This window comes from Methylocaldum gracile (assembly GCF_053646815.1).
In genome coordinates this window covers 959864-972420 of the sequence record NZ_CM132196.1, presented here as the reverse complement: position 1 = coordinate 972420, position 12557 = coordinate 959864, and the positions used below count along the sequence as shown (strand labels likewise).

12 protein-coding genes are annotated in these 12557 nt (G+C 58.4%); 6 read left to right on the top strand and 6 right to left on the bottom strand.

Annotated elements, in window-relative coordinates; all coding sequences use genetic code 11:
* Positions 1-111: 111 nt before the first annotated feature.
* From ACWJJK_RS04325 to ACWJJK_RS04315, 3 genes are all read right to left on the bottom strand, one after another.
* A complete protein-coding gene (locus ACWJJK_RS04325) occupies positions 112-495 on the bottom strand; it encodes a hypothetical protein (RefSeq protein WP_086132820.1) in 384 nt (127 codons plus the stop codon).
* Positions 496-588: 93 nt separating this feature from the next.
* On the bottom strand, positions 589-1215 hold the full coding sequence (locus ACWJJK_RS04320) for a class I SAM-dependent methyltransferase (RefSeq protein WP_086132821.1): 627 nt from the start codon (positions 1213-1215) through the stop codon (positions 589-591).
* Positions 1216-1491: 276 nt separating this feature from the next.
* Entirely contained in the window at positions 1492-2541 is a 1050-nt protein-coding gene (locus ACWJJK_RS04315) for a hypothetical protein (protein ID WP_454128682.1), read from the bottom strand.
* A gap of 179 nt (positions 2542-2720) precedes the next feature.
* Here ACWJJK_RS04315 and ACWJJK_RS04310 point away from each other — a divergent pair, with 179 nt between their 5' ends.
* The gene (locus tag ACWJJK_RS04310; RefSeq protein ID WP_077731640.1) at positions 2721-3935 is read left to right on the top strand and encodes an ankyrin repeat domain-containing protein; all 1215 of its coding nucleotides are present in this window, start codon (positions 2721-2723) and stop codon (positions 3933-3935) included.
* Between the two features lie 585 nt (positions 3936-4520).
* Here ACWJJK_RS04310 and ACWJJK_RS04305 read toward each other — a convergent pair.
* The 3 genes from ACWJJK_RS04305 to ACWJJK_RS04295 all read right to left on the bottom strand — a co-directional run bounded on the left by ACWJJK_RS04305 (position 4521) and on the right by ACWJJK_RS04295 (position 6317).
* Positions 4521-4877 carry a cupin domain-containing protein gene (locus tag ACWJJK_RS04305; protein ID WP_156880774.1) on the bottom strand — a complete coding sequence of 119 codons (357 nt, stop codon included), beginning with the start codon at positions 4875-4877 and terminating at the stop codon, positions 4521-4523.
* A 165-nt stretch (positions 4878-5042) separates the two neighbouring features.
* A complete protein-coding gene (locus ACWJJK_RS04300; protein ID WP_077731637.1) occupies positions 5043-5621 on the bottom strand; it encodes a beta-class carbonic anhydrase in 579 nt (192 codons plus the stop codon).
* A 45-nt stretch (positions 5622-5666) separates the two neighbouring features.
* Positions 5667-6317, bottom strand: coding sequence for a DUF938 domain-containing protein (locus tag ACWJJK_RS04295; RefSeq protein WP_086134487.1), 651 nt, complete (start codon positions 6315-6317; stop codon positions 5667-5669).
* Between the two features lie 831 nt (positions 6318-7148).
* Here ACWJJK_RS04295 and ACWJJK_RS04290 point away from each other — a divergent pair.
* Genes ACWJJK_RS04290 through ACWJJK_RS04270 form a run of 5 tightly spaced genes read left to right on the top strand, consistent with a single transcriptional unit; the run spans position 7149 to position 12538 of the window.
* Positions 7149-7781, top strand: coding sequence for a LolA-related protein (locus ACWJJK_RS04290; protein ID WP_086134486.1), 633 nt, complete (start codon positions 7149-7151; stop codon positions 7779-7781).
* Complete coding sequence (locus tag ACWJJK_RS04285; protein ID WP_077731633.1) at positions 7778-10093, top strand: MMPL family transporter; 2316 nt, start codon at positions 7778-7780, stop codon at positions 10091-10093. The genes ACWJJK_RS04290 and ACWJJK_RS04285 overlap by 4 nt, the downstream gene beginning before the upstream one ends.
* Positions 10094-10146: 53 nt before the next feature.
* A complete protein-coding gene (locus ACWJJK_RS04280) occupies positions 10147-11334 on the top strand; it encodes a beta-ketoacyl-[acyl-carrier-protein] synthase family protein (protein ID WP_454128681.1) in 1188 nt (395 codons plus the stop codon).
* Positions 11331-12116, top strand: a complete 786-nt coding sequence (locus ACWJJK_RS04275) for a beta-ketoacyl synthase chain length factor (RefSeq protein WP_086134484.1) — start codon at positions 11331-11333, stop codon at positions 12114-12116. The genes ACWJJK_RS04280 and ACWJJK_RS04275 overlap by 4 nt, the downstream gene beginning before the upstream one ends.
* Complete coding sequence (locus ACWJJK_RS04270; RefSeq protein ID WP_454128680.1) at positions 12107-12538, top strand: hydroxymyristoyl-ACP dehydratase; 432 nt, start codon at positions 12107-12109, stop codon at positions 12536-12538. The genes ACWJJK_RS04275 and ACWJJK_RS04270 overlap by 10 nt, the downstream gene beginning before the upstream one ends.
* Positions 12539-12557: the final 19 nt, after the last annotated feature.

The following is a 12557-nucleotide window of genomic DNA, read 5'->3' as shown; positions in this document are numbered from 1 at the left end:
ATCCGAAGAAAGAAGAGTGATGGAAACCCGACAATGTTTGTCGTGAACGTGCCGATCGGCACCGAATCGTTTGGAGAAACGGTCACAGGTCGATAGCGGCAAGAATCGGGTTCAAGCAAGGCGCGTCGCAATTACTTCCGCGCTTCCGAAATTGTTCCAGTACCACCCCGGCACATCGTTCGCGAAACAGTACAGCCGCCCTGCGGCTTCGGCGGTGTACCGACAGCTTTCCCCGATAACAAATGCCGTCTGGCCGTTCCGGTCCAAGGCTCCGCAGAGAGCGAACCATTTCTCGCGTGGAAGACGCAGCGACGACCCCAACTTGTTCTGATAAGACAAACCGGAGTACCCGGCGGGGCCGCAGGAAATGAAGAAATCCGTCCATGTTCTCCGAGCGGAAAACTGATAAATGCCACCCGCGGCGAGATCGATGCCGCTGTCGTTCCAGAACGATCTAGCGCGGACGGAAAAGGATTTCTGATCGCCGACATTCATCGTGAAATCTCCTGTCCATTGAGTTTCCCGACGTGCAAGCCAGCTCGCGCGAAGAGACCGGCCGGCGAAACTGCAGGATTCGTTTCATGGAACCTAGGACCGCCGCCACACGCTGGCCAGCCAGGGCTGCGCCGGTCGAGGCAATCCGGCGGGCCGGAAATAGTGTTCGAGCTCCACGAATCCCGCAGCGGTCATCCGCTGACGCCACCCGTCCAGGTCATAGTAAGCGCCGTAGCGTCCGCTGCTCCAGCCTTCCTCGTTGGTACCGCGCGGATTGGAGCTGAAAAGGACGCCGCCCGGTTTCAGGGCGACATGCAATTGACCGAGTACCCTCGGCAGTTCCTGGGATGGAACATGAAACAAGCTCGCATTGGCAAATACGCCATCAAAGGAACTTTTCGGAAGGTCGAGTTGCAGGAAATCCTGTTGCCACACCTCGCAACCGGTATCCTCCCTCGCCATGGCCGCAAAGCGCTCCGCCCCCTCCACGCCTACAGCTATGTGTCCGCGCCTGGCGAATTCCTTGAGATCACGCCCCGGCCCACAGCCGAAATCGAGGATTCTGAAGGGCGGGTCCCCTTCGATATGGCGCAGCAGCGCATCGATGTTCTGGCTGACGTCGTGATTCCGCGTTCCCTCCCGAAAATCTTCCGCATGCCGGTTATAGTGCGCCAGTGTCAGGGTTACGATCTTGTTCAGATCGTCGGGCAGTAGCTTCATGGTCGATCAGTGAGTGGGAATTTCCGATCCCAGTGTATAGCACTTCGGCGGTCGTCTTAAGACGCAATGGCCTTCAAGCGCGGCAGGGAGACGAACCGGCAAAGTAGAAGCTTCGCTTTCTCCGGAAGTTGTCGCCGATGCTGACCCTCGGGGTCATGCGAATGCCGATTTGTACGGCGCCGGTGACGACCTCGGGCGGTTGAGGAAGCTCTCGGCGGTTTTCCCGAAATGAGGGAAGATGAGGCGAACCGGTCTTGTCCGACCAGCAGGGCGGAGTCAGGGGCGATAAATAATCGTGTTGTAGTAATACTTCGCGATTTCCGTCCATTTCACGTCCTCTAAAAAATCGGAAGAGTTGAGTTCCGAAAAGGTCGTAAATCCTTCTTTCTCCCGGTAAGCGCGAAATTCGTCTTCATTCAACGGCACAGCAAGCTCGGTATTGGTCACTTCGATGTACCAGCGTCCTTTCCCCGTTCTCCAAACGAGCATGACGTGCTCGATGTTCCCGCGCGCCGCATCGTTCGTCTTTAGGACGACCGCTCGAAACGGAAGATTGAGCGCTTCACCGACCGCGAGATAGAGCGTTACCAGCGTATCGCAATCCAGCGATTTTTCATCCAGTCCTTGAGACAACAGGTATTGCGGAGCCGTGTGATTTATCAGGCGAAGATACAGGATATGTTTGATGACATCGGCTAAACGCTGGACGTCCTTTTTGTCGGGATTATTGAGATTAATCCCGGAAGAAACCTCCTTTTTCACATCCGCGATAAAATTATCGATGCTTCTGTAATGGTCTGGCTCTACCTTGTAAACAGCGCTTTCGATATCGAGGCGGGCGGCCGCAACGGTCGAGTATTTTCTGTTTGGGTGTTTGGTATTGATTGTTCTTGCGAGCTCAAGAGCGAAGAGATGTTTCGATATCTTGATGTCTCTCCGATAGCTGGCAGTAACTTGCGCTTCAGGGAACGCGCCGTAATACCATCGCTCGACCATGAATGTGACGGTGGCATAAACACCGACCAAGGCGAACGCGACCAAAACAAGGAAAGCGGAGATTTTTACCCTGGCGGATAAGGTCGAAATCTTTCCGCTAAACCGGATCAATACGCGTTCAAGGAATGAGACCCGAAACAACATGGTGGATAAGCCTGGCAAATGACAAGGGACGTTTTCCTCATTATTCGCAACTTGCTCAACGAAATCCCCGGATGGCAACAGGGAGGTAACTGGCTCGAGGTGTTTCCCGCCGCGCGAGAGATACCAATCCGAACAGTGGAATTGTGCGCCGCCACTATGTCTTAGACTAGAATTTGCGGCGGACAATCAACCGAACCTTGGCCGCTTTCAGCATTGCCAAACCGGCGACGACGCCTGTCCTGAGCCGAGTCGAAGGGCGCTTCCCGAATGTCGGTGCGTCCTACGGACTGAATTGTCGAAGATCGCTCTTTATGCCGACGCAATATATGATCGCAACAATAAACCATCGAAAGAAACGATAAGCTATGGGACTATTTAGGTTTGTCGCCGGCTTGTTCATCGTAACGGGCATCGGCCTGATCGGGCTCGCCTGCCATGAAACCTACGAATCACTGCGGGTAACGGTTCTCTCATCCTCTCTCGAGAAAACCACCGCCAAACTGCTTGGCTACCACCAAGAGATATCCAGAGTCCGAAAAACAACAGGCACCGGTTACACGACGGGCGTCTGGTTTCCGCAGCCCAAGGTCGAGTACAAGGGCAAAACTTACACCGATCCCAATATCGTTCCCATCGAATGGTATGAGCCTGGAGACCAGGTCCCTATCAGCGTCGTGGCCGATGGAAAAGGCGGCGTGTATGTCGATACCTTTTACGTACGCTATACCGCCGCCGCCATTTATTTTGTTCTCGGTTCGATCTTCTTCGGATTGACTCTTCTATGCTGGCCAATGCTGTCCGCGGCGACAGAAAACGATGTCGACCCTATTTTTGAACACGCTCCCGTTTGGTTCAAACACGTCAAATGGGCTTTTATCGGCATCTTTGGTTTTGCTGCCGTCATGGCATCGAAAGAGTATCTTCCCGGACTGATTCCGGACACCTGGAAACCGGGCAACCTCGAACGAGAATTCATTCAGGCAATGAAGAAAAGAGATTACGCGCAAGCGAAAAATCTCCTGAATAATGAAGAGCTGAACCTCGATTACCATGAATATGACAGCTATAAAAACACCCTGATAATGGCCGCATTGGAAGGCGGTCACGATGAGATCGCTCGCCGCATGATGCAAAAAAAGTTCGACATCAATGCCAGGGATTGGAGAGGCCACTCGGTCATCTATTATGCCGTTCGCTACCAAAACCCATTCGTTTTGAAGGAACTGATCGAGAGAAACGCAAGTCTCGAGTCCAAGGACGACCTGCTTCTATTGGCCATCGCCGTCAAAAGCAGAGAGGCCGTCGAAATTCTCGTCGAAGCGGGTTACCCGGTTGATAGAAAAGACCCCGAGCTCAGGGTTTTTCCGAGCGACATGGCTATCTATGCGGAAAGGCCCGACATTCTGAATTACCTCGTCTCGAAAGGGGCGCCAACCAGCGCCCCTCGAGAATTCATCGATGTTGCACGCGATCCGGCGAACGTAAGCCTGCAAGATGAGAATCTGAGGTTCGGGAAGAAGATGACCCTGAAACGATGGAAGGCGTTATGCGAGGAAGAAGCGCAAGGGCGGACGAATTAAAGGGGTCAAGCCGATCACACGCCGCGAGGTTTCAAAGGATGATAGAGCGTTTTCATCTCGCTCGTACGGCAAAACCGGCTTGGCGAAAGTCGTTGGCGCCTTCGGCTCGGGTGAATTGATTCAAGCATTCGTAGCTCGGCAATCCTTTCCCAATCGCAAACGGTCGCTTTAGTCGCGACCCTTCCGACGAAGACGCTCGGCCGGGACGTGGTGTCGGGAAGGGCGGCTTCGGCGCTCCAATCGCAAACGGCCTGGCCGGGAGCGCCGGCCACGCCCTTCCCGAAGACGCCGTTTGCGATTGGGAAGGATTCCCGACCTACTCGCGAGTGCCCGTACAGTAGGTATGAAAATGCTCTAATGGCGGCGATGGGACAGCCGGATGCGCGGCCGGATGACCTGAAACCGGTATAGCAGCAGGGAGCACGATGGATGCGGCAGGCCGGTAGATTCCGACCGTCCGCCACGTGCCAAACAACGGCTGGTTCCGAACGAAAAATAGTCACCGACAACAGGCAAGTCGGCATCTGCCGGATGAACCGAACGGGTCATCCTCCGGAATCGACACGGCGATTCATGGCCTTAATCTCACTTCACCGGCGCGAGTTCGAAAATCACGATCTCGGCGTCGCCTCCCCCAATATTCTCGACGGTCATGGCGGCCCCCGTTTCCCAGAAAACATCGCCCGGACCGTAGACGTGCGTCTCGCCGGAGTCCTCCACCTTTAACCTCCCCTTGAGTACGTAGCGCGGACCGGGACCTTCGTGGGTATGCAGGGGCGTCTTGTAGCCGGACGGGAACTGAACCCGAACGACTCGTGTTTCGACGGTATCGGCGGATAGCGGTACCGCCTTTTTCAACAACAGTTGCCGCGGCGCCATCGTCGGCGCTTCCTCGGCGCAGGCCGAACCGATCCCGGCACCGAAAATCAATATGCCCAGCATGAGGGCGATATACGAACAGCTTGGATTTCGTTGCATGGTATTGCCTCTCGAAATTGTTCATACCAATCGTACCGACCGAATCTTGGGCGGGAAGTCGGTCGATGGATGGATACTCCGACCGACTCCACTTGGGGCTTATCCGCTTCGACTCGTCGGAACCGAAATTCAGCCGACGCGACCGGCTTTCATCGCCTCCGGTACTTCGATCAGCTTGCCCGATCTTACGTCGTAGATGAAACCGTAGATCGGAATGTTCTTCGGCACCAGGGTGTGATTACGGATGCGTCTCACGTCCTCGGCAACGCTCTGTTCCTGATTCTTGATGGTCAGCCAGTTGATGTATTTGCCGTCGGTACACCCCGGCCCCTTACCCACATCGTGCCAACCGCTGGCGTCGATGGTCGCGGTTTCGAGGCTATTGCTCAGAAGATCGCCCATGATCTCATTGGTGAACAGTTCCATACCGCAATCGGTATGGTGAATCACGAACCATTCGCGGGTGCCGAGCAGCTTGTACGAAATCACCAGAGAGCGGATGGCATCGTCGCTGGCCCGTCCGCCGGCATTGCGGATCACGTGGGCGTCGCCCTCGGTAAGACCGGCGTACTTGGCAGGATCGAGGCGCGCGTCCATACAGGTCAGGATCGCGAAATGCCGCCCCGGCGGCAAGGGAAGATGGCCCTTGTTGAAACTGGCAGCATAGCCTTGGTTGGCGTTTAGAACTTCGGTCAGGATCTGGCTCATATGATTTCCTCCTAAGGATTGTTGTTGTAAAAGACAAGCCGCCTATTAGCCCCGGCGGTAGATGAGGGCGAAGTTGTTGGCGGGCATGTCCATGGCTTTGTCCAGCTTCATACCGTGTTTGGCGGCAGCCCGGTTCAGGTCGGCCGTATCCTTCAAGCCCCATTCCGGCACGCCGGCCGAACGCAGGGTCCGATCGAATTCTTCGTTCGATGGTGTGGTGAATCGCCCGTCGATCTTGAAGGGGCCATAGATGAACAGAAGGCCGTCGTCCGCCAATACCTCGGAAGCGCACTGCATCATGCCGTCGGCGATGGAGACCGGTGCAACCTGAAAAATGTTGATGCAGTAAATGGCGTGGAACTCCTCCTCGTCCGGATCAGGCCATGTGTCCGGCTGGGTGAGATCCAGCCGGCGCGGTTTCCGGATATTGCCGAGGCCGCTCTCCGCCGTCAGCTTCTCGATGTTCGGAAACACCTCCTCGTTCATGTCCGTGGGATGGAATTGCAGATGCTCGAAATGCGGCGCGAAGTAATGCAGGTGCATGCCGCTCCCCGAGGCAAATTCGAGCACGTGGGCCTCGTTTTTCGGGAGCAGCGTTTTCAGCATTTCCAAGATGGAATCACGGTTGCGATGCCCCGCCCAAGCCACGTAGGGGCTCAACGGATGGGGATCGAGTGGGGGTCTGTCCTCGTACATGAAACATCTCCTCTGGAATAAAAGGTTATCAGTTCTAGGACAAGCCTGACGGACAGGCCTATAGCAGGTAGCAGCTTATGTGCCAAGCTTATTCGATTCGGTTTTAACGTAAAAACAGGCACTTATAAGAACCTTCACACCCAGCCCTGAAAAACCGCTTCACAGGATGAAATTGCAATTCATGTGGCGGCGATCCACGTCGCTGATCACGCCGTTATCTACATCCAAGCTCTTATGGCGTAATTCAGCAGCGAAACCGCCCTTCCAATCGCAAACGGCGTCTCCGGGAGCACCGAAGCCGCCCTTCCAATCGCAAACGGCTTCTCTGGGAGCGCCAGAGATGCCCTTCCTACTGCGGACGCCGTCCCAATTGCAAACAGAGGCCGTAGGATGCGGTGAGGAACGAACCGCATCGTTCGCGAGCGATGCGCCTCCAATCGCAAACGGCTTCTCTGGGAGCACCAGAGCTGCCCTTCCAATCGCAAACGGTTGCTTTAGTCGCAACCCTTCCTTCGTCGGCACATCCTACAGCTCTGGCACGGCGGCTCGACGTAGTATCGGCTACGCCTTCCCCGTCGCTCAATCCGTGCGGCGCGCCACACCGGCGCCTCGGCGCCATCGCGATGAAGAGACGTGAGAAATCCGGGCTAGACCTTGAGAAACGTCCAGATGGGAGCGGATAAAGCGCGCCGCTATTCCCTGCCGGGGGACGCCTTACTATCATGTAGGCAACCTCGCATCACCCATCGCGATCATTGATTATTCAGATACCCTTCCGGCGTTCGATATATCGCCGAAACCTACTCGAAGAATCAGAACAATAGGCATCCTATGACTTTTGGGACAAGAACGGGCCGGGCGTGCTGCCTGGCGCGACGCATACCGTATATCTCGCGTTGGCTCGTCATTCCGCTCAGCTTCATTTTGGCGGTAACCCTGGCTGGCGCGGCCGAGCGCTGGGACATCGATGCGCTGATGAGCGCACTGTCCCGCATCGAGAGCGGCGAGAAACGCTATACCGAAATCAAGACCATGGCGCTCCTCAAGGAACCCATGCGCCTGAGCGGCACGTTGATCTACCGCGCGCCGTCGTTCCTCGAAAAACGGGTGCTTTCCCCCTTCGAGGAGCGCTATACGGTGGATGGCGACTCCCTGACCATCGAGAATCCCGCAAAAGGCGTCAAACAGACCCTTTCGCTGGCTTCCCAACCCGCCATCTGGGCTTTCGTGGAAAGCATCAGGGCGCCGCTGGCGGGCGATCTCGCGACCCTGAACCGCTTTTACAAAGTCAGCTTCGGCGGATCGAAACGTAATTGGCTGCTGGCCCTGGTGCCCACCGAACCGGATATGGCCAAGCTGGTTCGGTTCATCCGGATTCGAGGCAGCGGCGACCGCATCGATCGAGTCGAAATCGAGGAAACCGGGGGCGACACCTCCGTCATGACCATCGAGCATCGGCCGTGAGGGAGCGCCTGCCGGTCTTCGTGTGGCTGGTCCTCATGGCGGCAGGCGCATGGATCGCGCTGTTCCGCACACCAATTTCCACCGACCTCACGCATTTTCTCCCGAAAAAGGCGGGAATCGCGGAGCAGATCCTGGTCGAGCAGTTGCGTCACGGAGTCGCGTCCCGCCTGCTGCTCATGGCGCTGGAGGGAGACAAGGAATCCGATCTGGCCGAGGTCAGTCGACGCCTGGCGGAACGGTTGCGGGAGAACCGCGCGTTCGTGCGGATCGACAACGGGACTCAAGGGCTTTCCGCGGCAGACCGGGAATTTCTGTTCGAAAATCGCTATCTCTTGAGCCCTAAGGTCAGCGAACAGCGGTTCGGCGCGGAAGGGCTCCGGCAAGCCTTGGAAGCGCGCCTGGCGGAACTGGCCTCGCCGGCCGGTTTATTGGAAAAGGAATTCCTGCCCCGCGATCCGACCGGCGAATTCCTCGAAACCTTGCGGCCTTGGATGAAATCCGCGGGGCCTTCGCTCCGACAGGGCGTCTGGTTCTCGCCGGACGGCCGTCGGGCGCTGCTCGTGGCGGAGACGAAAGAGCCTGCTTTCGATCTGGATGCCCAGGCCGAAGCCGTGGCTGCGATTCGGGAGAGCTTCGCGGCGGTCAAGGGAAACCGCTCGGTCGAGCTGCTCCTGAGCGGCCCTGGCGCGTTTTCGGTGGAAGCCAACGCCACCATCACGCAGGATGCCGTTAGGCTGTCCCTGCTCAATACGTTGGCGATCACGCTGCTGTTGGCGGCGGTGTACCGGTCGCTGCGGGTCATCCTGCTCGGCCTGGTGCCGCTGGCGACGGGCGCCTTGGCAGGGACCTGCGCGGTGAGCCTCTGGTCCGGCGGGATACACGGCATCACCCTGGGATTCGGCGCGACCTTGCTCGGCGTCGCCGCCGATTATCCCAACCATCTGTTCACCCATGTGCGCCGTGGAGAGACCAGCCGCCAGACGGTAAGCCTGATCTGGCCGACGCTACGCCTTGGCATACTCACCAACGTGGCGGGCTTTGCCGCGATGCTGTTTTCGGGCTTCGAAGGCCTTTCACAATTGGGCGTTTTCGCGGCGACGGGACTCCTGGCCGCCGGGCTGACCTGCCGCTGGATCATGCCGGCGCTCATGCCCCAGCATATCGCCCTACCCGACCGGATCGTCAGAGGGTTGCATGCCGATGAGTTTCTCAGAAGGCTAAGCCGGTTCCGCTTCGTTCCGCCTTTGCTGATCTTCGCCGCGATTGCATGGATAACCGGCTCCGGCGCGTCGCTCTGGAACGACGATATCGATGCCCTGAGCCCGGTACCCGAGTCCCGCAAAGCGCTGGACGAAGCCCTGCGCCGCGATCTGGGCGCACCGGATCTTCGCCAGTTGATCGTCGTAACCGGCGCCGGTGCCGAAACCGTTCTGAGGCGGAGCGAGGATCTGAAAAGAATCCTACAGCCCCTGGCCGACAACGGAACGATGGCCGGATTCGACATGGCGGCGCTTTACCTGCCCAGCCATGAAACGCAAAGCCATCGGCAGTCGGCCTTGCCCGAGACGGAAATCCTGCGGCGCAACCTGGATGAAGCGCTCCGGAAAACGTCTTTCAAGCCCAATGCCTTCGAACCCTTCATCGCCGACGTATCGCATGCGAAACATACGCCGCTGCTCGATGAAACGAGCTTTGCCGGAACCTCGTTCCGGCTCAAGATCGAATCGCTCCTTTTCCGGCATGGCGAACTCTGGGTCGGCCTGGTTCCGCTCGTCGGCGTGGCCGATGCCGCGCAGTTGCAGGCGGCGCTCGCGGCGGACAAGAACCTCATCTATCTGGATCTTCGCGAGGCATCGAGCCGGCTGCTTCGGGATTACCGGCGCGAAGCCGTTCACTTGCTCGGCGCGAGCGTGGCAGCCATCGTGATCCTGCTGACTTTCGGACTCCGCTCGCCGGGCGGCATGCTGCGGGTTGTGACGCCCATGGCCGCTGCGGCTTTCGTCACCGCAGCGGTATTGATGAGGCTGTACGGAGGCCTGTCGCTTTATCACCTGGTTTCGCTGCTCCTGGTAATGGGGCTCGGCATGGACCAGGCATTGTTCTTCAACAAACCCAGCCGAACCCCGGAGGAGCGCAACCGGACCCTCCTGTCGCTTCTGATTTGCAGCTTCAGCGCAGTAATGGCTTTCGGCATTCTGGCAACATCGAGCGTCAACATTCTCAACGCCATCGGCAGCACCGTGGCCATGGGCGCGGCTCTCGCGGTTCTTTTCGCAGCGATGCTGGCCAGACGGAATCCGTCTTCGGCATAATACTTGAATTCTTCACATCGCCATCTCACGCTATCTTTCTCCACACCCACTTGATGCAGCCTTTGATTATTTCCGCATTCACCCTGACCAACTGTCTGGGAAGGGGGCTGAATGCGACTTCGGCGGCGCTTCGGGAACAGCGCAGCGGTCTTCGCCACTGCGACTTTCCGGGTACCGAACTGGACACTTACATCGGCCGGATCGACGGAATCGAAAACGAACCCGTAAGCGGACGCTTAAGCGATTATGATTGCCGCAACAACCGCCTGGCCCGGATCGGTCTCGAGCAGGACGGCTTCGTTCAAGCCGTGGAAAGCGCCCGGCGGCGCTATGGGCCGGAAAGAATCGCGGTGATCCTCGGCACCAGTACATCCGGCATCCTGGAAACGGAATCCGCTTATCGGAGGCGCAATCCCGAAACCGGGGCGCTGCCGCCCGACTTTCGTTATCGGCAGACCCAGAATACGTTTTCCGTGGGCGATTTCACCCGGCGCTATCTCGATCTGCAGGGCCCCGCATCCGTCGTCTCCACGGCTTGTTCGTCCAGCAGCAAGGTTTTCGCCAGCGCCGCGCGCCTGATTCAGACGGGGCTGTGCGATGCGGCAGTCGTCGGAGGCGTCGACAGTCTCTGCTTTACCACCCTATACGGCTTCACCGCGCTCGAACTGGTATCGTCCACCCCGTGCCGTCCAGCCGATGCAGACCGCAACGACATTTCCATCGGAGAAGCGGCCGGTTTCGCCCTGCTGGAAAAACCGGAACGCGGCACCGGCGATATCGCGCTGCTCGGCTACGGCGAAAGCACCGACGCCTACCACATGTCTTCGCCCCATCCCGATGGCCTGGGTGCGGCGGAGGCCATGAACAAGGCCATGCAGCGGGCCGGGATCGATCCGGGCGCTATCGATTACATCAATCTGCACGGCACCGCCACCAAAGCCAACGATGCGGCCGAGGACAAAGCCGTGTCCGGCATCTTCGGCGCAGCGGTACCGTGCAGCTCGATCAAGGGCTGGACCGGCCATACCCTGGGAGCGGCGGGAATCGTGAATGTTATCGTCGGTTGCCTGAGCATTCGCGAAAATTTCGTGCCGCGCAGCCTGAACACCGAGCGGGTCGATCCGGAGATCGCGTCCTGGATCGCCACCGAGGAACTGCGGCGGCCGGTCCGGACCGTCCTCTGCAACGCCTTCGGTTTCGGCGGAAACAACGCCAGCCTGGTTCTGGGAAAACGCTCATGATCCGCGTATTCGTCGAAGGCGTCGGCATGATCGGTCCCGGGCTTTCCTCCTGGAAGGAGAGCCGCGAGATTTTGGCCGGACGGCAAGCCTATGCTGGCGGCGAGCTGCCGCGGCTCCTCGCGAGCCGACTTCCTGCGGCGGAGCGACGAAGAAGCACCGCCGTTACCCGGCTCGCGATCGACGTGGCGGAACAAGCGCTACCGCCGGACGTAAACGCGGGAGATATCGCGACGGTATTCACGTCCTCGGGCGGCGAAGTCGAAATCATTCATCGGATTTTCGAGGAATTGGCCACCGTCGAGCGGCAGATCTCGCCGACCCAATTCCACAACTCGGTCCACAACGCGGCATCCGGATACTGGAGCATCGCGACCGGTTCGCGGCAGGCGTCCACCAGCCTGTCCTGCTTCGACGACTCCTTCGCCATGGGACTGCTGGAAACCGCCGGCCAGGCATTCGTCGAAGACACGAAGGTTCTACTCGTCGCCTATGATTTCCCGCCGCTTGATCCGATTCTCCGGGCTCGTCCGTTGCTGGCACCGTTTGCGGTCTCCCTACTGCTTGCTTCGGAAAGATCCGAGCACAGCCTCGGCGAGTTGACGATCGGCCTCGATACCGCCAATGCGGGCGACATAGGCCACATGGACGATGCGGGGCTCGAGGCCTTGCGCGCCGGCAATCCCGCGGCTCGAAGCCTGCCGCTTTTGGCGGCTCTGGCGCGTTCCGAGCCTGCCGAACTGAGTTATGGCCAAGCGCGGGTCGGGCTTAAGCCATGCGCCTAGACCGATCGGAGCTCATTGGCCTGCTCCCTCATGCGGGGACCATGTGCCTGCTCGATGACATACTCGACTGGGATGAAACCCGCATTGTCGCGTCGGCCACCAGCCACCGGCGGTCGGATAATCCGCTACGCCGTCAAGAGGGCTTAAGCGCCGTATGCGGCATCGAATATGCCGCTCAAGCGGCCGCGATACATGGGAGCCTGTTGGCCGGAAAACAAGATACTCCGGTGAAACCGGGCTATCTGGCGGCCGTTCGCGAGCTCGAACTCGCCGTCGGGTACTTGAACAGAATCGAATCCACGCTCGTAATTCGAGCGGAAAAACTTCACGGAAATGAAACCGGTTTGCTGTACGCTTTTGCCGTCGAATCGAACGGCAACGTTCTTCTCACGGGTAGGGTATCGGTGTTCTTGTCGGCCTAAGCCGAACCGGGATATCGCT

What these genes read in the sequence shown, in the direction of transcription:
- ACWJJK_RS04280 (WP_454128681.1), top strand. Translation starts at nt 10,147, where the DNA reads ATGCAGCCTTTGATTATTTCCGCATTCACCCTGACCAACTGTCTGGGA.
- ACWJJK_RS04310 (WP_077731640.1), top strand. Translation starts at nt 2,721, where the DNA reads ATGGGACTATTTAGGTTTGTCGCCGGCTTGTTCATCGTAACGGGCATC.
- ACWJJK_RS04295 (WP_086134487.1), bottom strand. Translation starts at nt 6,317, where the DNA reads ATGTACGAGGACAGACCCCCACTCGATCCCCATCCGTTGAGCCCCTAC.
- ACWJJK_RS04290 (WP_086134486.1), top strand. Translation starts at nt 7,149, where the DNA reads ATGACTTTTGGGACAAGAACGGGCCGGGCGTGCTGCCTGGCGCGACGC.
- ACWJJK_RS04270 (WP_454128680.1), top strand. Translation starts at nt 12,107, where the DNA reads ATGCGCCTAGACCGATCGGAGCTCATTGGCCTGCTCCCTCATGCGGGG.
- ACWJJK_RS04325 (WP_086132820.1), bottom strand. Translation starts at nt 495, where the DNA reads ATGAATGTCGGCGATCAGAAATCCTTTTCCGTCCGCGCTAGATCGTTC.
- ACWJJK_RS04300 (WP_077731637.1), bottom strand. Translation starts at nt 5,621, where the DNA reads ATGAGCCAGATCCTGACCGAAGTTCTAAACGCCAACCAAGGCTATGCT.
- ACWJJK_RS04275 (WP_086134484.1), top strand. Translation starts at nt 11,331, where the DNA reads ATGATCCGCGTATTCGTCGAAGGCGTCGGCATGATCGGTCCCGGGCTT.
- ACWJJK_RS04305 (WP_156880774.1), bottom strand. Translation starts at nt 4,877, where the DNA reads ATGCTGGGCATATTGATTTTCGGTGCCGGGATCGGTTCGGCCTGCGCC.
- ACWJJK_RS04320 (WP_086132821.1), bottom strand. Translation starts at nt 1,215, where the DNA reads ATGAAGCTACTGCCCGACGATCTGAACAAGATCGTAACCCTGACACTG.